General features: G+C 45.6%; 15 protein-coding genes and 1 CRISPR repeat array. Of the genes, 2 read left to right on the top strand and 13 right to left on the bottom strand.

Features of this window, described 5'->3' with window-relative positions; all coding sequences use genetic code 11:
- Positions 1–26: 26 nt before the first annotated feature.
- The 13 genes from K384_RS10405 to K384_RS10340 all read right to left on the bottom strand — a co-directional run bounded on the left by K384_RS10405 (position 27) and on the right by K384_RS10340 (position 16,270).
- Positions 27–1,352 carry an OprD family outer membrane porin gene (locus K384_RS10405; protein WP_038032084.1) on the bottom strand — a complete coding sequence of 442 codons (1,326 nt, stop codon included), beginning with the start codon at positions 1,350–1,352 and terminating at the stop codon, positions 27–29.
- A gap of 4 nt (positions 1,353–1,356) precedes the next feature.
- Positions 1,357–2,442 carry a c-type cytochrome gene (locus tag K384_RS10400; RefSeq protein WP_051633323.1) on the bottom strand — a complete coding sequence of 362 codons (1,086 nt, stop codon included), beginning with the start codon at positions 2,440–2,442 and terminating at the stop codon, positions 1,357–1,359.
- A 726-nt stretch (positions 2,443–3,168) separates the two neighbouring features.
- Complete coding sequence (apaG, locus tag K384_RS10390; RefSeq protein WP_038032121.1) at positions 3,169–3,555, bottom strand: Co2+/Mg2+ efflux protein ApaG; 387 nt, start codon at positions 3,553–3,555, stop codon at positions 3,169–3,171.
- A gap of 159 nt (positions 3,556–3,714) precedes the next feature.
- A complete protein-coding gene (locus K384_RS13475; RefSeq protein WP_051633322.1) occupies positions 3,715–4,266 on the bottom strand; it encodes a hypothetical protein in 552 nt (183 codons plus the stop codon).
- Between the two features lie 83 nt (positions 4,267–4,349).
- Positions 4,350–5,968: a CRISPR direct-repeat array (repeat unit 30 nt; unit sequence ATTTCAATTCCACATTGGTGCGATTAAAAG).
- 253 nt (positions 5,969–6,221) lie between these two features.
- The gene (cas2, locus tag K384_RS10380; RefSeq protein WP_038032082.1) at positions 6,222–6,485 is read right to left on the bottom strand and encodes a CRISPR-associated endonuclease Cas2; all 264 of its coding nucleotides are present in this window, start codon (positions 6,483–6,485) and stop codon (positions 6,222–6,224) included.
- Position 6,486: 1 nt separating this feature from the next.
- Complete coding sequence (cas1b, locus tag K384_RS10375; RefSeq protein ID WP_038032081.1) at positions 6,487–7,491, bottom strand: type I-B CRISPR-associated endonuclease Cas1b; 1,005 nt, start codon at positions 7,489–7,491, stop codon at positions 6,487–6,489.
- A gap of 5 nt (positions 7,492–7,496) precedes the next feature.
- Positions 7,497–8,036 carry a CRISPR-associated protein Cas4 gene (cas4, locus tag K384_RS10370; protein ID WP_038032080.1) on the bottom strand — a complete coding sequence of 180 codons (540 nt, stop codon included), beginning with the start codon at positions 8,034–8,036 and terminating at the stop codon, positions 7,497–7,499.
- Between the two features lie 9 nt (positions 8,037–8,045).
- Positions 8,046–10,733 (bottom strand): CRISPR-associated helicase Cas3', encoded by a 2,688-nt coding sequence (gene cas3 / locus K384_RS10365; protein WP_169737646.1) that lies wholly within the window; start codon positions 10,731–10,733, stop codon positions 8,046–8,048.
- A 13-nt stretch (positions 10,734–10,746) separates the two neighbouring features.
- Positions 10,747–11,580, bottom strand: a complete 834-nt coding sequence (locus K384_RS10360) for a hypothetical protein (protein WP_038032078.1) — start codon at positions 11,578–11,580, stop codon at positions 10,747–10,749.
- The gene (locus tag K384_RS10355) at positions 11,577–12,548 is read right to left on the bottom strand and encodes a type I CRISPR-associated protein Cas7 (protein ID WP_038032077.1); all 972 of its coding nucleotides are present in this window, start codon (positions 12,546–12,548) and stop codon (positions 11,577–11,579) included. The genes K384_RS10360 and K384_RS10355 overlap by 4 nt, the downstream gene beginning before the upstream one ends.
- 67 nt (positions 12,549–12,615) lie before the next feature.
- The gene (locus K384_RS10350; RefSeq protein ID WP_038032076.1) at positions 12,616–14,433 is read right to left on the bottom strand and encodes a hypothetical protein; all 1,818 of its coding nucleotides are present in this window, start codon (positions 14,431–14,433) and stop codon (positions 12,616–12,618) included.
- A gap of 23 nt (positions 14,434–14,456) precedes the next feature.
- Entirely contained in the window at positions 14,457–15,257 is an 801-nt protein-coding gene (gene cas6, locus K384_RS10345; RefSeq protein WP_038032075.1) for a CRISPR-associated endoribonuclease Cas6, read from the bottom strand.
- A 77-nt stretch (positions 15,258–15,334) separates the two neighbouring features.
- Positions 15,335–16,270: a helix-turn-helix transcriptional regulator gene (locus tag K384_RS10340; protein WP_038032073.1), complete on the bottom strand. Its 936-nt coding sequence runs from the start codon at positions 16,268–16,270 to the stop codon at positions 15,335–15,337.
- A 238-nt stretch (positions 16,271–16,508) separates the two neighbouring features.
- Between K384_RS10340 and asnS the strand changes: the two genes are divergently transcribed.
- Complete coding sequence (gene asnS / locus K384_RS10335) at positions 16,509–17,948, top strand: asparagine--tRNA ligase (RefSeq protein ID WP_038032072.1); 1,440 nt, start codon at positions 16,509–16,511, stop codon at positions 17,946–17,948.
- The gene (locus K384_RS10330; protein ID WP_051633321.1) at positions 17,948–18,604 is read left to right on the top strand and encodes an NUDIX hydrolase; all 657 of its coding nucleotides are present in this window, start codon (positions 17,948–17,950) and stop codon (positions 18,602–18,604) included. The genes asnS and K384_RS10330 overlap by 1 nt, the downstream gene beginning before the upstream one ends.
- Positions 18,605–18,615 lie beyond the last annotated feature (11 nt).

The raw sequence follows: 18,615 nt of genomic DNA, 5'->3' as shown, positions 1-18,615 counted from the left end.
GCAAATATATGAAAATATGTTGATTATTACAATTTATAGCTTACGAGCAAGTGAAACAAAGCCAGGTTGAGCTTTCCGAAACGCTGTGCATCGTTGAGCTTTTGTGTGAGGGGCGTTTTGTAGGTAATGAGCGCCGAAAGGTTCCAGTGTGCGTGCCGGTAGCTTAGCTCCGTATTGAAATGCTGATAGGTAGCCAAGCCGTAGCGGTTCGAGGCATAGTTGCCGGGGGCGGGAGTTTGGTGCCATCCCCAGTCGGTACGCAGCTGCCAGTGTTTGCCCCAATGCGTCCGGTGCTCAAGCACGACTGCTTGGGTGAAAGCAAGCCCTTCGCTTCGTTCGCGTCTTTGAAAGGTAAAAAACGGGTCGCGTCCCCACTCGCGGGGAAAGGTGAAGGGGGCATTGCCGTTCAAATACAAGTAACTGATGCCCAAGTGGTGCTTGGCGGCAGGCGTGTAAGACACCTTTGCCCCGAGGCTATAGTTGTAGCCTTGAGCGGGGAAGTAGTACCAGTCCGTGGCGGTGTTGGCATCGCCCTGCCATTTGTTTTGATAATGCCCCTGCCAAGCTACCGTCCATTGAGGGTGCAGGCGGGCGCTTCCTTCGGCATAGTAAAGGGTGAACAGACGGTCGGCGGCGTAGGCGTAAAAGTCTTGCCGTATGCTTTTGCCATGCAGCCCCCCATGGACAATAAACAGGTAGTCGCTGTCTATGTTACCGGCATAAGCATGAGGGGTGCCGTCGGCAGCCCTGCCCGAGGGATACAGACCTATGCTCTCTTCTATGCTGCGCCAACCATCGGTATTGCGTACCCACACGGCTTGAATGCCATAGCCTTCCAGCAGCCATTGTTGGTTTTTCCATTGCAGATGCGCCCCTTGGGCAAGGGTCGGAATCATGCGTCCGTCTTGCGGGTTGAAGAAGGGCGTCTTGATGCGCATGCGCCCATACGCTGCCTGCCATTGCTTGGCATGAAAGCGCACATAAGCTTCGCCTATGTCGCTGATATGGCGGTTGCCGGGGTTATTTACATCAAGCAGCCCGATGGCATAGCGGCTGCCTTTGCCTGTAAGGGGGTCGGGGGTATCGAAGTTGCCGCCGATAAGCTGCGCGCTGTAAAAAGCAGCCGCTACTTCCCAGCGTTTGCCTGCCCGCAGGCTTGCTTTCAGATGCCCGCCGGTAGTCAGGGCATAAAAATCTTTGGGTGCACCTTCGTTCAGTTCATACAAGAAATAATTGCGCCACTCGCCCGAAGTCTGCAGGCGGGGCAGGCTGTCGGCAGCAGGCTTTTGCTGAGCCATCAGTTGAGCATGAAGGGTAAAGTAAGTGAGGATAAGAACAAAATAAGTGCGCATGGTTTTATTTCACGTTTTTGCCACCATAAAACTCAATGATGGGCGGGAAAGGTCCGTATTTGTGTTGTATGGGCGGAAAAGTGTCGGCATATGGTCCATAGGGCGCCGATACCGGTTTGCGTTCAAGGCTGCCGGGATAATCTTTCTCTTTGCCCGGCTTGGGGGGGCGTGGGTGGTGATAGGCATTGATGAAGGCGGCTACGTCGTAGGCTTCTTCATCGCTGAGCATGGGGGCATCGGCCGTAGCTCCAAAAGGCATATTGGCTTTGATGAACTTGGCAGCAGTGATCAGACGATGCATGCCGGCGCCGTCGTTGTAGCTGTCGGGTCCCCACAAGGGCGGGTATTGATAGCCGCCGGCTTGGTTGCGCACGCCTTCGCCGTTTTTGCCATGACAAGAAGCGCATTTCAGCTCGTAAATCTCTTTGCCGCGCAGGGTGTCGGCAGGGCGGTCGGGCAGGGTGATGTCCGGCAAGCCTGTGCCCTTGATTTTTTCGCCTGTGGGCACGCCACGGCTAATCCACTGCATGTAGGCAACCATGGCGCGCATTTCGCGGCTATCGACAGGCAAGGAGCGCCCGTTCATACTGCGTTCCATGCAGCCGTTGATGCGTTCTTCTATGCTGCCTACTTTGTTTTCACGCCCACGGTATTGCGGAAAGCGCCCCACCACACCTACATAGGGAATGCCGTAATACTTGGTGCCGGCGTCGAGGTGGCAATTTTGGCATGCCAGGCGGTTGCCCGCATAACGCATCTTAGGATTGGGGGCATCCGGTCCCAAATATTTGTAAGTCTCGTGAATGAGGGCATAGCCATAGCGTACCAAACTGTCGTAGGGGCTGTTGCCCAGACTGCTCAAATCGGGCTTTTTGAAAAAGTCTTTCGTGCCGGCTTGGGCAGTGTTTGCTGCCGTCATGGTGGGCACCGTGAGCGCAGGTGCGGGCTGTGCTACCTGTTGGCGCAATTGTTTGTTTTCTTGCAGCAGCCATACGTCCAATCCCATGAGGATGATGACCACCAGCCCAAAAGCAAAAAGCAACAGCACGATGATTTGCAGCAACTTGGCTATGAATTCAGATGTTTTCATGGTTTGTCTTCATTTGAGAATACTTTTCAATAGGCAAATATATAAACATTTTTTCATATGAAAAAAGTTTGCCTTGTTTTGTTACCGGAATAAGCTTGCCGTGCCCTTTTATGGCAGAAGCAGGTCGTAGTTTTTCATGCTGAACCTCAGGGCACTTGTCCTTTCGAGCCGAATGCAGTGAGGTGAGAAAACTCAAGCTCATTAAACCAAAATTTATCTTTTGTCATGTCGAACGAAGTGAGACATCTCGTCAAACCATGCCTTTTTCCCCAAAAAAGAGATTTCTCGCTAACGCTCGAAATGACAAAAGGGGGCACTCGAAGTGATAAGAGAAAAGAAGGTGCTTGAAAAAAGCAAAAGACCTTGAAAAAACTACTTTTCATTTCGAATGAAGCCCGGCGGAGTATGTCCTTTCGAACGGGGTGTAAGCGTAGCTTATCCTTTCGAACCGAATGCAGCTTGTCATCTCGAACGAGCGTGAGCGAGTGAGAGATCTCAATCAAGCCAAGCTACAAGAAGCAAAAGAGATTTCTCGCTAACGCTCGAAATGACAAAAGGGGGCACTCGAAACGGCAAAGTAATGCCCGGATATTAAAAGAAAACTTGAAACGATAAGGGGATGAGAAAAGCCACAAAGGCAAAGAAAGAAGGAGGAGGCAAAAAGAAGAGGCAAACAAAAAAGCCCTTTCTTACGAAAGAGCCTTTTCAGAAAAAAGACGGGCAGTCTTAGTTGAGTCTATAGGGAACAATGAGCGTAAACTGCGGAATCTGCACATGAAACTCTTTGTTGTCGAGCAGGCGCCGCATCAGGTAGTAGCCATACATTTTGCCTATATCGGTGCGCAGGTTGCAGCCCGATACGTATTCGTGTTTTTGCCCGGGTTCTATGACCACCTGTTTGCCCCGCACGCCGGCTCCTTCCACTTCTTTTATCATCCAATTGGAGTCGAAGACAAACCAATGCCTGCGCATCAATTGAATGGTGTAGGGGCTTTGGTTTTCGATGATAATGCGGTAAACAAAGACATAGTGGGCATGCAAAGGACTCGAGTAGTCGGGTTGGTATTCGGTTAGTACACTGACACGCACCCCCTCCGTAACTTGTGTAACCATAGCGTTGCAGTTCTTGTGAGTGAAGTTGTTCTTTAAAATAAAGGTACTAAGATTGCCTTCGACACACAAGAAAATGTAGGAAAAAGTGTTTAATTTTTTGTTTTTGAGGGGGTTATGTGCCAAATACCGGATATGGGGCAGCAAAAAGGCACCGGGCGTTTATCTTTCTCGAAAAACAATGCGTTCTTTTACCCATGAAGAACGCCCTTCCAAGTCTGTTTCTACACGATGTATGAGTAAAACCAGCGGTTTGGACGATACACCTTCTACTAAATTTTGCAGGGTTTCTTCCCATGTATCGCCTAAGTACATATCGAGCCGGATGGTAATGGGCTCAATAAGTGCTTCGAATGTGGCAGTTGCGCGGTTGTAACTAAACAGGTGATAAAACTTGTAGTTACTGGTAAACCACATGGGCAATACGCCTATTTCATCGGCACCGTCGCCGGTTAAATCGCCTTCGTTGACCAAATAACCACTGACCGCACTCTGTACTTCTATGGGGTTTAAGTTGGGGTTGGAAAAAATGACATATCCCACGCAAGGCTCATATACACAACCCATCTCTACACTGGGAGCGGCATACAGCCATGCATACTCTTTGACACCATCGCCATTAAAATCACCTTCCACGGCAGGCACATGTCCATATTCAGCGATGCTATAGGGTTCTCCCTGCGCCTGCAGGGAAGATATGCCGTAAATATGCATTGCAACAAGGAGTATTCCTTTTGCCAATAAAGCCCGGTACCTACAAAGCCGATTCATAAAAGCTGATTGATAAATCTATGTCTATTTCAATTCCACATTGGTGCGATTAAAAGAAGTGTCCACCTTTTCTTCATCTACATAAGGAAGGAATTTCAATTCCACATTGGTGCGATTAAAAGTTTAGCCTCCCATTAACATAAGGGGTGCCATTACTATTTCAATTCCACATTGGTGCGATTAAAAGAAATAGTAGAGCTTCCGGGGTTAAGCCCCACAGACAATTTCAATTCCACATTGGTGCGATTAAAAGTTACTATCGTTTACAATCTGAGAATAACCTTCCTGCGATTTCAATTCCACATTGGTGCGATTAAAAGAGCAATACCGCCGCTTCCCTGCCATGGGTGATATAGCATTTCAATTCCACATTGGTGCGATTAAAAGCAACTCAGAGTAATTTATATTGGGTATCATATAAAAATTTCAATTCCACATTGGTGCGATTAAAAGCGAATTGAAACAACTCAAAAAAGACTTCAACGCCCTAATTTCAATTCCACATTGGTGCGATTAAAAGCCATGAATGATATACTGGGGGCAGGGCTGAAAGAAGAATTTCAATTCCACATTGGTGCGATTAAAAGCAAGACTTTGCCCGGGTTCCCTGTATCAACACCACATTTCAATTCCACATTGGTGCGATTAAAAGCGTTTTTAAGTTCCTGTATTTCAGTAAAATATGGCATTTCAATTCCACATTGGTGCGATTAAAAGAAGGGGGTAAAAAAAATAATGATGCGGGGCAGTTCGATTTCAATTCCACATTGGTGCGATTAAAAGTTTTGGTGACAAAGCGCAAGCAGGCAATATCACCGGATTTCAATTCCACATTGGTGCGATTAAAAGTTTACAAGAGGCTTTTATCGCACGACAGAAGCAGCTATTTCAATTCCACATTGGTGCGATTAAAAGAAAGCCGAGGTTACGCTATTATAATCAATTAAAGCCAATTTCAATTCCACATTGGTGCGATTAAAAGACGGGTTGGACGCCATGCCTCCCAATATGATTATTTATTTCAATTCCACATTGGTGCGATTAAAAGATGGTACGGTTATCGTGGCAGAAGATGGTATGGTAAATTTCAATTCCACATTGGTGCGATTAAAAGACCCGTTCGAGCAAGGGAATAAAGGGCGGGGGCTAATTTCAATTCCACATTGGTGCGATTAAAAGCCCTGCACGGCACCGACATACTTTTGGAAGTGGAATTTCAATTCCACATTGGTGCGATTAAAAGCGTGATGTTCAATAATTTACTGGTAGTTATCGACGAAATTTCAATTCCACATTGGTGCGATTAAAAGGAAAGGCGCCGAAATGACGCCTTAGTGGTTTTAATTATATTTCAATTCCACATTGGTGCGATTAAAAGTCCTTGTGACTCACGTAGCCCTGGCGAACTTGGAACATTTCAATTCCACATTGGTGCGATTAAAAGGGCAGGCACCGAAATAGAATTATTGCTCACCAATTTAAATTTCAATTCCACATTGGTGCGATTAAAAGAAGAATGAACGCCCGTTTTTAAGCGCTACGAAGAAGTATTTCAATTCCACATTGGTGCGATTAAAAGGCACCGCCATCATCCACGCAGCGCTGGCTAATCATCATTTCAATTCCACATTGGTGCGATTAAAAGCCGTAAGCAATATAAAGCAAAAAGTGCTTTTTTGCAAGGGTAGGGGGCACTTTTTTGTGAAGGAGGAGAGAAAAAAGTCGTCGATGGGGAGTAGTGCAATTTTGCCGGGGGTACGACGACTTTTGTAATTCATTGATTGTCAGTTGATTGTGCCATAGCTTCTTCGATTTGCTTCTTCCTGTCTGCTGATAGGGACGCCGGTTGAGTGTACATCGACGACATTCGTTTTGTTAAACATTTGTTTTTCAGTGTTTTACAAAAAGTTGTCTGTTGTGTTTTTTTCCTTTCCTATGATTTGTTTATCGAGCCGGTGCCCGTGCCGGCTGCTGAATATAATGAAGCTGTCGGTTTCGGGGTCCATGAGGCTACGCGCCTCATAGATGAGTTGTTGCAGTTTGGCTTCGGTGATTTCGCCTTCGAAGACCGAGTTTTGTATCCAATGCAAATAACGGCGGCACAGCTTGAGCATCTTGGCCGTGCGCTCTTGGGCTACATCATATACGGCAATGACATACATTTTACCACCAGGCTTTAAAGGGTTTATAGGTTTGAATATTCAAAATGTGTTTGATGAGCTTGTAGCATTCCAGGCGCACGAGGTGTTCATAGCTGACTTTCCGATTGAGGGTGCGGTGCCGGATGGTCGTTTTCAGGCGTTCTTCCCACTGCTCTACAAATTTTCTGGCAGCCGAAGGGCGCAGTACGCAGCGGTTCAGCTCGCGGCGGAAGTCCGAAGCCTGCAGTATCTTTTTATTGAGCACACTGAAAATGGTGCGATCGACAAGCAGCGGTTTGAATATTTCGGCAAGGTCGAGCGACAGGCTGTAGCGCCGCATGCCCGGCTCGTGCAGAAAGCTGATGGTGGGGTTGAGCTGGGTGTGGAATATCTGTCGCAGGCAGAGGGTATAGCACAGCATGTTGCCAAACGAAATGAGGGTATTGAGTTCGTTGGCAGGGGGTTGTTTGCTGCGCCGCTCAAAGGCAAAGCCGGACACGATGTGCTCAAAGCACTCGTAATAAATTTGGCGTATGTTGCCTTCTATGCCCATGAGGGTTTCTATGTCGTGGCTTGATTCGATGTGTTGCATGAGCCCTTCTATTTGGGCAATGGGGGTGTGCAGGGGCGTGCCGCGGGAGGCGTAGTAACGCAGGTTTTTCAGCATGTTGAATGCAGCACCTTCCACAAAAAGGCGTGCCAGCATCAGGCGCTTGGCTGTATGCAGATAGTGTTGCGTTTGGGCAATCTGCACTTTGCCGGCAAGCAGATAATCGCGCGGCATGAATGAGCCGGTGTAGAACTCGTAGTAATTGAAGAAATGCACGGCAATGCCTTGTTGCCCTAAGAAGTTGTACAGGGCGCTGTTGGCATCCAAAGCACCAAACACGTAGAGTTCTTTCACGCTTTCAACAGGCAGGTAGCGGGCTTGTCCTTCGTTGCCTTCTTCGTCTGTGGGCACGAACTTCAGGGTGTTGTCTTTGCGACTCAAGCGCCCGGGATTGAACAGATAATACGATTTCTTCATGGCATTTATTCGGTTTCGTCTATGTAGCAATAGTCATAGTAGGCACATTGGCGGCACAGCGGACTGCGTTGCAGGGGCGGGCATTGTGCATCGCGCAAAATCTGCACAATGGCATGCAGCTCTTGGCGGAGCCGTGCCTCGGTGGCCGCATCGAGCGGTGGCACTTCGGTGGTGCTGCGCAACAAAGGATATTCTATGATGCCGCGGCATCCTTCCATGCCGTTTTCTTTCAACAGGAGTTGATAAAAGCGCAGCTGGGCGATGTGTGCTTCTTCTTTGCGGTCCGATTTTTTGGTTTCGTGAATGGTGCGGCTGTCGGTGTCCAGATAGTCGAGCACGCCCAACAGCTGCACACCGGGGCACAACTGTGCCCGCAGTTCCAACTGGCGATCGCGTGTGCTGCGGCGCCCATAGCTGTGCTCATCTACCAGCTTGCCGGCATATACCAAGTCGCTGTTGTGCTCCATATGAATGCCATGATGAAACAACCACAGCTTGCGCCGGCAAATGTAGTAGTAGTTGATATGGGTGGCTGTGAGCTGCATGGGGGCTACTTATAGAATAAAATCAGTCTCAATTGTTTGCAAATCTATTCCTTCTTCGAAAGAATAGATGTTAGTCCAGTTTTCAAGATAAAAGAAACCAAGCTGATCTTTTCCATAAGTAACCAGGTTATGGTTGGATGATTTGGTAAAGAATGAAAATGTAAAAAGAGCCATCAAACTACTTAATTGCTTAAGAGCTATCTTGTTATCCATAAAGTCTTGAATATTAGTATTATGTTCTACTATGCTTTCGTAAATATGCCATACATCTTTGCCACTCACACAATTGTCTTGGGTGGAAATATGGAATGCTTCCAGAAGCTTTTTCTCTTCAGTGCTAAGCGTTTCAATTGGTATATTAAGAGGGACGAAGACAGATATAGAAGATTGTTCTATGAGGTGAAAGTTTTTGTGTATATCATCAAACTTGAACTGGCAAAAATGATTCATATAGTCTTGGAGTGTTCCTGCCCGGAAAGGATCTTGATTGTTTTTTTGTAGCTGCTTAATAACAGACTGATAAAAGGAAGAAAAGTTTTTGGTATTCAGTATACTTATTCTTTTTTGTCCTCCTTCGGGGTCCCGGGCAAGTGTTTTATATCGTAGATCCTTTCCATAAACGGCTTCTTTACTGTCTAAGTCAAACAGGTAAACCCAATTCCCTTCTTTGAGGGCGTTTCTGTTTACGCGTCCTGCTAGTTGCTCTTCGCTGTCAGGAATGCTGATGTCTTTAAAGCCTGTGTCCATGTCTATATCAACCCCCGCCTCAATTACTTGTGTCGATACTAAAATAACTTTACTGATGTGAGTATTTTTTTTGAGCAAATGAATAACCTGTCTGCGTCGTGGCTCCAATATTTCACCTGAAATCAAAAAGGTCTCATAACCAGATTTTTTAGCATCTTCTTTTATAAGCCGGTAAAACTCGTTGGCTGTTTTTTTCTTTATAAACTCGATAATGGTTCGGGAGCAATTGTTGTTTTTTCGTGCATACTCTTCTGACTTTTCTAATACCTGTTCTTTCAGAAACTTTAGGTAAGCTGCTCGCTCATCAATGCTTTTGGGTTTGGAGTATTGTAAAAGCTCAGTGCTGAATTGTACTCTTTGTCCAAAATTAGGATTGTTAAAAAATGCGTTTCGGTTGGAAATTAAACGAACAGCTTTGCCTCGCATAGGAGAGCTTGGAGGAAGAAGTGAGTCAATGTAGGGTAATGTAGCGGACATTAAGATGACACGCATATTAAAAAGGCGCGCATATTCCGACAACAGAAAAACAGTTTTATCCCAGTGGCTTGGACTATAAGCCTGAAGCTCGTCAATGATTACCACCGAGTTCGCCATTCGATGCAATAAGTAGTTAACTTCTTTCCGATTGCTTTTTAATATATCGAAAAATCGAATGTGGGTCATCAAAGTAAAGGGATAATTGGCAAATAAGTTGGCTATATAGTTTTTGCGCTTATTGCCGTAAAAAGCATCCTTTTCTTCCGAGTGAATGGTATTTTCTTTTTCATTAAATCCTGCTTTTGAGTGTAATTCAACAATTTCATGGCTGCCTAATTGAAGAGTTTCAGCAATGGTTCGGAAGGTTTGAGTAGCAAGGGTAGTGAAGGGAAACACATATATTACTTTATTCAACTTATCGTCTAAATTGAGCAGTTCAAGTGCCAGTGCCAAGGAAAGATTAGTTTTTCCACCGCCTGTAGGGGCTTCTAAATAAAATAAATGGCTTGTTGAATTGGCACGAAGCTTTGAAATGGCTTCTGCAGCAAGCTTTTGCCGCAGTATATTTAAGTTCTCACTGCTCTTTGATTGTAGTGCATCAAATGGAAGTGTGTTATAGAAGTCTATTTTTTGACACAATTCACGATTGTAGCTTTTATTTGAGTAGAAGGCATTTGTATAACATTTCTTATCTGTGTTGGAGATGATGCCCCAATCAGAAATGGACATTTGGTTCATATACTCGAAGGTAGCACAGAAGTCTGCTGCTGTTAGAATAGAAAAACAGATCTTGAGTAGTGCTACTTCTGAAAAACAATTACAAGTGGATGGCTTGAACACTTCATAAAAATGGTTGAACAATGCTTGCCATTTCTCAATGTATTGAGATGCATCCTCGTGAATATCGTCAAGTGCAAATAAGGGGAGAAATTGCCTAAGAGATTGAATATGTGTGGTGTCGAGGTTTATCTTATTCTCTATAGTAGAGGCATGATGCCGGGTAATAGCATTCGATAGTAGAAAAACAATTACATACAATATTGTCTTAGTATCGTCATCAAAACCTTTCTGCTGAATTTGTTTAATGTGATGATGCAAAAAAATGAAAGTGCTTAGTCGTGAGTGCTCACTTCCTATGCTTAATTCCTTATCGGGAGTAAAGTGGGTACAGTTATTCATGCGTTGAACCTGAAAGTTAGGATTGACTTTCCCATAGTCATGAAAGTGAATGGCAGAAGCAAATATTTCTTTTATGTAAGAACCAGCTTGCTCATCAAGCTCGTGTTTGGTCATTATGTCTTCTATAGTTGCATTTACAACGTCATCTAAATTGTGCGCTTCTATGATTTGAAGGGCATAGTGGTTCACTAATTCGATATGTTCCTGAAGAGTTTCTGGCTTTTGAGCCACTGCCCCAGGCAGGTGTGCCCAATATTTTTGATGATTGGGTAGCCACGCCTGGGGTAATGGCATAGAACAAAATATTTCACGAAAAGAGCTGAATGATTTCATTATTACCTTTTTCGTCTGTGAGTTTATATAGTCCTTTTACCGAATAGTTACTTTTTAGTGGGGTATCTGTGTAAGCGAAGTCGTCTAATTCGTACTGCATTAACTGATGATCGTACCGTACCGGAAGACGCTCAAAATAAGTGAAGTTACCTAAACTTACGGGGTTAAAGGCACGCCGTCTATGTTTACCTTCCTTTACAGGCTCATTCTTAGTAAAGATGGAGTGGATAACAAATGAAGACTCCTCGGTAGGTCTGAATGGCTCAAAGTCGTATTCCTGCCAATTATCCCACCAAATAGAATATTCATTTTTGCCTAAATAAGGTAAGTAAACTGCATCTTTCTTGTGTAAATTTTCATAAAGAGTTTGGTAAGCTTCATTGTCTTCATCAAAAAGGATGTAGCAGCGGTAAGAAGGTGCTAAAAGGGTTTGCTCTTTCACAATTAATGTACCACCATCTTTATTGGCATAACCTACTCCGTTGACATATTCAATAATAAGTTTTGTAAAGTTTCCATCTTGGTGTTTTAAGGGGCGTATGCCTACTTGCAGATTTCCTAATTTCTCATAGTATTCACCTATCCGGTGGCTAGTTGGTACTCTTTCTTTGTCAGATCGGCTCTTTTGGCTACGCTTTTTTTTACTCGGTGGGCTTTCAAACCCACCGAGTCCTGCGATAGCGCCTAAGATACCAAGGAGTGCCGGCCTGTGTAACATGTTATATGTCAAATATACCGGGTCATTGGTATCTGCTTTTTTTAAGCAGCCAAAGTCTGCGTGGAAATCTACTGATATGAGCTTATTCATTGGCTTGTCTCTTTTATTTCCTGACCATTGATAAGGTTGAAATGCTTGGCTTTTTCTTGGGGCAAGTCTTTAACCTCGCTTTGTTCCGGTAAATAGTATATTTCTACCGACTCAATCTGATCTTTATTTTGGTCAAGAATATTGGCTACTTTGGAGCAGTCGATGATAAGTTTACCATCTTCTTTCTTGCTTAAAGAAACGAGGGGAGTAAAGTTGGGCAGCACTCTTTTAGAGCCTTCTTTTAACGTAACCCAAAGCAAAGCTTCATTGTCTGTGCCTGCTTTTTGTGCAGACTGGTAGTAACTAACGCCTACTCGGAAGGCTTCTTTTATTTTTTGAATATCTTCATGAGTCAATACGGGAGCGTCTTCATCCAATATTTGTACAATGGGGTGCAGGTTGTGTGGGTTAATAGAGAAGTGATGAAGGTAATGCCCCTCTTCAAGCTTTGATTGCCGCCCGAGCGTTGTAGCAGTGTTATCTACACTCCTTTCATTTGGGTTGCGAAAAGGAGAACTGATTTGCTCTGTGAAAATATTATTTTCTATCCATATATTGATGCCGTGATTGACTTGTACAGGTCCATGAATGGAAATTGCCACATTTGTGTTTTCACTTCCCTTCATTGCAAAGGTAGCCCCAAAGGTGCGGACATCGAGACAGCTTAAAAGGTTATAAGCTACCGTTTCTTTATTTTTGTCCTTGTCTTCAGGAAAAGTAGACTCATATGCTTCTTCTAAACTCATGGGCACAAAGTCTTCTTTCCATTTTTTAAAATAGAGGATTTTTTCAACAGGATACTCTTTTACTAAATAGTGTTTAACAGCAAACTTAAATGCCTTATCAGTGGCATATACGACACCATTGGGTAAAGTACGGGGTTGGTGTGTAAAATCAGCATTGTAGTTTGAGTTCAGCGAGCGAACCAAAGCGAAACCATAAACTCGATTTTTAAATTCTTTTGCCATAGTTGTATTCTTTTTAAGTTTTGTTGAAAAATATTTCTGAATATAAGAGTTGAATGCTTACTATTTTTCAATTAATTAAGGACGATTCACTTGTTTCGTTGCTTGGGTCTCTAAAAAGGACTGAGGGAGCAAAATAGCCTGCCAGTATCATGGGCATGAGTGTTTTTACGTCACGGGCGTCTGTAGTATATCCCATAACCTCACTCATTAGCTTATCGAACGCATACCGTGTGTTACCACTGTACAATGTGATTTCATGTTTGTAAGTATCAAACGTTTTCGCAATCGCAAGCTTCAATTGTTCCGGTTTTGCTTTTTGTAGAAATGGCTCAAGTAGAGCGTGTGTGCGCTGTGCAGACTTGCTGTGTTGCAGCAAGTAACGTATAAGCTGACCAGCAGCAAAGGCGAAATCATCGTCATTTCTAATGACCGCCTGGTTGTCTGAACTAACTGCTTGCTTCAAGTGATTGAGTACTTCTCTTGTTTTGTTTATCATATCGATCTTATTTTGGTTAGAATGCTCAAAGTAAGAGTAGAGACTGAACCAAATGTCCATTTTCTCTCGAATAGCTTTGTCATTTTTCATATCTTCATCCCGACGAATGAGATCCAATATGCTTTGCCGCATGATATCATGGAATATAAGCCAGGTAATGGCTTGTTTTCTGGATTTGTAGATATAGTCATAAAAAGCTTTTCTATATTTTAGTAGCAGAATATAAATCGTATCGGACATATGCTTGGGTTCTATGTTGGCAAAATACATGGAGCGGTTATTCTTGATGAGTTGCCCGTCAAAAATGGTATTGGCTATTTTTAGCTCAAATTCAAAAATGTTAGTGATTTTAATGTCAGCAACATCTGCTACCTTTTTCTTGGCACTTTTAAAGAAGTTGCTGATGGTTATGTTATCAATACGATAACTAAAAGATGATACAAAATCTATGTCTGCTATTGCTTTTTTTTCAAAGAATATTAGGTAATAATTTGAAAGGTCGCTTTGGTGGTATTCAAACAAGCGCTTGATAATCTCATGCCAACTCAACTTTTTTTCATCATTATTGTAAAGTCTTACTACTTCACCATTCAACTCTTTCTTATCTATGAAGATAGGTAGTGGATTGGGAAAAACACCATTCTTTTGAAGTTCAAAGAATTGCCACACAGCCCGACCCTCTGTCTCTTTAATTCTCCGGTTATAGAAGAATGGAGCAGACTGATGTGCCATAAATATTTTCTTATCGGTAAACTTGCTAATGCTGTCTGATATGCCAAGCGTCTGTTCGTTGATGGTTTCACTTTTAAGCAAAACCATTTCTTGTAAATATCTTTCACGTGTTAATCGGTAATCTTCCAGACTGGGGTTATCCAAGAAAATCCAAACCTCTGTGTCATCGTCTATTTTCTTATATTCTGGAAATAAAGAAAGCCAATCAAAGAGCGATTCTTTACAGAATTTCTCGAAGTTTTTAGCCCATTTGACTTGATTTTGATTTTCAGGGTCAATGAGTTCTTTCGCACGCCTGAAGTAGTTATCTAAGCTTGACTCTATATCTTTCTTCGATGCTTTGTTAAGGCTTTTCTTTTTGAATCCAAAAGCAAATGGTGATGCGGTATAAATAAATATCTTTTTACTTGAGTCAAAGCTTCTGTTTGCTGAAAACGAATGCTTGCTGAGTGCTTGTCTTGCCATGCACCATGTTAAAAACTCATCTATATCTTCCTTTTTTCCCGCACTGAAAGCACGTACTTGCACCTCATCCTGAATCGGGGTGCCATTTTCATCTAAACGCAAACGGAAGTATAAACCTTTTTTGAGTTTTTTACCCCAAGTAAAGACTTCAGGCTCAAGGGAGGCTACAAAGTTGACAATTTCGGTAATCATATTTTTTCTTAGTTTTCTGTTTTCTAATCGTTATCATGCACCACCTGCACCATACCCATGCCGGCGGCGGCATTTTTTTCGCCGAAGCCGGCGTAGTATCCTATTTCATGCAGTTCGATGGGGGCAGTCAGTTCGAAGCTGAACTCATAGCCACGCAAGTCGGTGGTTTTGACCCGCAGCAGCTTGGAGCGGGGCTCGCTCAGCAGGCGGAAATCGAAGGGCAGGTGGCAGGGCATGCTTTCTTCGAGAGGCGCTTCATTGCTAAGCACCGTGACGCCCTGCCATGCACGCCATTTGCGCAGCAGGTTTTGCAGCAGCAGAGAAGCATATTCCGGTGCGTCCGGTGCCAGATATTGCGGATAGGGGTTGCCCTCGTAGAGGCGGCTTATCAGAATGGGCGATTCGCAGCGGTAGCGCATCGTTTCTTTGAACGCCGGTGGCGGCAGCATACGCACCGTCTGCACCTCGAAGTCCACATGGTAATGCCTGCTGCCCAGCGAAAAGCGTTGATGTTCAAACAAGCCGGTTACGAAGTGCTGCAGGGTGTCCGGCACATGAAACGAGAGCGTCAAGGTGGTAGGGGCTTCTTTCAGCACCAGCATTTTACTTTGCCGGTCAACGCCGTAGCGGCGCGGCTGCAGCTTGCCGAAAGTAAACAGACGGTATGCCCGCTTGCCATAGACGTGCCCTTGTTGATGCAGCCATTCGGCAAAGTCGCCATCGGCTTGTGCCAGTGTCTTGTAAATCCATGAAGACAGGTGATACTGATAGTTGAAATCCACCTTGGCTTCATTCGAATGTTGTAGTGTCAGCTGAATTCTCATTGCGATGATTTTATTTGGTTATCTGTGATTGATGGAAGTAAATCTACTATTGCAGGTATGACAAAAACTGTCCCACCTCAAAAATTTTTTTCACCTTTTTTCAGAAAAACCATTTTTTCAAACTGTGCCTGCAAGTGTGCCACCAGCTCACCGGGTGCCACAATATCGATGACGTGCTCATGATTGCCCAAAAGGAAGTTGGTCAGCCCTATAAATTGATGATTGACCTTGCAACGAAAAGCATAGGTTTCGGCATCTATCCTTTCGCAATATTGGGTGCAAAGCGGAAACTGCTCTATGAGCAGATTATAGCCGCCCGTTTTCAGGCGGACATCCACCGTTACTTGGTCCTCATCTACAATGAGGAAAGGGTCGGTAGGCAGGGGGCGGTGCTTATGTTCATATTGCCATGGTTCATCGAGTACCACCACCTCGCCACAGCGCGAAGGGCGGAAAATACGGTTGCCTTGGCGGTGCAGGTCATAGGCAAAACACAGGTCTTCGGCTGCCCGCAGCTCGAATACCTCTACCCGGCGGTCTTTCGTTTCGTTGGAGTTGACCGAACGGTAGTTCTTCAACAACACCTGCCGTTTTTGCTTTTGTGCTTCTGCCAGGCGTTCTATTTTGGTTAAAAAAGGCTTGGGGTAGGCCAGCAAGCCCAGTTTATGGAAATCATAAAGTGAGCCCAGTTTTTCTTTCAAGCGGCGCGCTTTGTTTGCCTGCAAAGGCAGGCTGTCTATGGCACGATAGAGCATCTCCTGCTCTTCGCCGGAAAAATAAAGCAGGTCGCGCAACTCCTTGCCTTTCTCTTCTGTGCGCAGCGCATAGCGGTATTTGCGGTCATAATCGACAACAAAACCGGCATTGCGCAGCTCTTCCAAGTCTCGTTTTATGGTGCGCTCATTGACGCCCATCTTCTCTGCCAGCTCTTTGAGCGTATAGACATAGGGGCTTTGAATAAGCAGCACCAAAAGGCGTAACACGCGCGCACGGGGGCGATTTTTGTCAATCATGGGTTCAATCCTTTATGTGTGTGGTAGTGGGCAACGGTGTACCCTGTCGCATGACAAAATAATGATTTTCCAAAATATTACACATTTTTTGGCAAGCTTGTAATGGAAAAGGACGGAAGCGCCAAACCGTACTTTCCCCGCCGGCACCGCTTGTGTTTCTTCAAAAAGCACTAACTTTAAGCCCCTAAGCGTAGAAAAGATTTTACAAACGAGGCAATTAAAAACATATACACAGACTATGGCAAAACCAACCATCAAAGAGCTATTGGCCATGGCGCCACAAGAGCAGAGCGTGGAAGTATTGGGCTGGGTGCGCAACCGCAGAGGCAGCAAGCAAGTAGCTTTTATCACTGTCAACGATGGCTCTACCATTCACAACATACAGGTGGTCGTTGACTTGAACCAAATCCCCGAAGAGCAGCTGAAAGACGTGCATACCGGCGCTTCGGTGCGGGTGTTGGGCAAGCTGGTGCCTTCGCAGGGCAGCGGGCAGGCTGTGGAGGTGCAAGCCCAAGAGATAGAGGTACTGGGACCGGCCGATCCGGAAAAATATCCCTTCCAACCCAAAAAACACTCATTGGAGTTTGTGCGCGAAAACGCACACCTGCGTGCCCGTACCACCACCTTTGGCGCTGTGTTTCGCATCCGTCATCATGTATCCTATGCCATCCATAAGTTCTTCCATGAAGAAGGTTTCTTCTATGTGCATTCGCCCATCATCACGGCTTCCGATGCCGAAGGGGCAGGGGCTATGTTCCGGGTCACTACCCTCGACCCCAAAAACCCGCCCTTGACCGAAGACGGTGAAGTAAACTTCAAAGAAGACTTCTTTGAGCGCCCGACGAACCTGACTGTTTCCGGGCAGCTCGAAGCCGAACTCATGGCTTTGGGCTTGGGGCGTGTATATACGTTCGGTCCTACTTTCCGTGCCGAAAACTCGAACACAACCCGCCACCTGGCAGAATTCTGGATGATAGAACCCGAAGCCGCCTTTTACGACATACACGACAACATGGATTTGGCAGAGCGCTTTGTGAAGTACGTCATCCGGCATGTGCTCGAGCATTGCGCCGATGACCTGGCTTTCCTGGAAAAGCGCCTGCTCGACGAAGAAAAGAGCAAGAAACAAGAAGAGCGCAGCCCCATGCCGCTCATCGAAAAACTGAACTTCGTGGTAGAAAATGCTTTCGAGCGCCTGACCTACACCGAAGCCATCGATATATTGCTGCAGTCGAAGCCGCACAAGAAAAATCAGTTTCAGTTTCCTGTATCATGGGGCATTGACCTGCAGGCAGAGCATGAGCGCTATCTGGTAGAAAAACACTTCAAAAAGCCGGTTATCTTGACCGACTACCCCAAAGAAATCAAGGCTTTTTATATGAAGCAGAACGACGACGGCAAGACCGTGCGTGCCATGGATGTGCTCTTCCCGGGTATCGGAGAAATCATTGGCGGCTCGCAGCGTGAAGAAGACTATGACAAACTCAAGCGCCGCATGGAAGAAGTGGGCATCTCTACCGAAGAAATGTGGTGGTACCTCGATACCCGTCGCTTCGGTTCTGTGCCTCACAGTGGCTTTGGCTTGGGCTTGGAGCGTTTTGTGCAGTTCATCACCGGCATGGGCAACATTCGTGATGTGATTCCTTTCCCCCGTACACCCGGTAACGCCGAGTTCTGATGCAAAACAGACAGCCACAACCGCCCCCGGAGCATCTGAAAAAGCAACTATGGCAGGCACTGCGCGGCCCGCTGCCGGGCTGGCGTGCCCATATAGACATGGCCCCTCCGCAGCGCTTCCCCGACAAGGAGCCGCGCGACCTGCCCCCACCACCCGGTGCACGCTTGGGGGCGGTGCTGCTGCTCTTATATCCCAAACACGGCAGCTGGCATATGCCTTTCATCGTGCGGCAAAAATACCCCGGTGTGCACAGCGGACAAATCGCTTTTCCCGGCGGTAAAGTAGATGAGACCGACCCCGGTTATGTGCATACGGCACTGCGCGAAACAGCCGAAGAAGTGGGGGTGGTTGTGTCGCCGGAGCAGGTGATAGGAAAACTAAGCCCGCTGTATATCCCCCCAAGCAATTTCATGGTCTATCCGCAGGTGGCAATGATAGACTATACACCTGCTTTTACACCGGAACCCGCCGAAGTGGCCGAAATATTGGAAATCCCTTTGCACCGCTTCGATACTTGCCGCGACACCTACCCGCGCCGGTGGCAAGGGCAAACGTACCATATCCCTTGTTTCCGTGTAGGAGAGCATGTCATATGGGGCGCCACTGCCATGATGCTCAATGAGTTTTTGCAAATCTGGAAGGAAATAACTTCCTGACCCGCTTAGCT

Origin of the sequence: Thermonema rossianum DSM 10300 (genome assembly GCF_000426825.1) — a bacterium.
Classification (GTDB): domain Bacteria; phylum Bacteroidota; class Bacteroidia; order Cytophagales; family Thermonemataceae; genus Thermonema; species Thermonema rossianum.
This window is presented reverse-complemented; position numbering and strand designations above follow the sequence as displayed.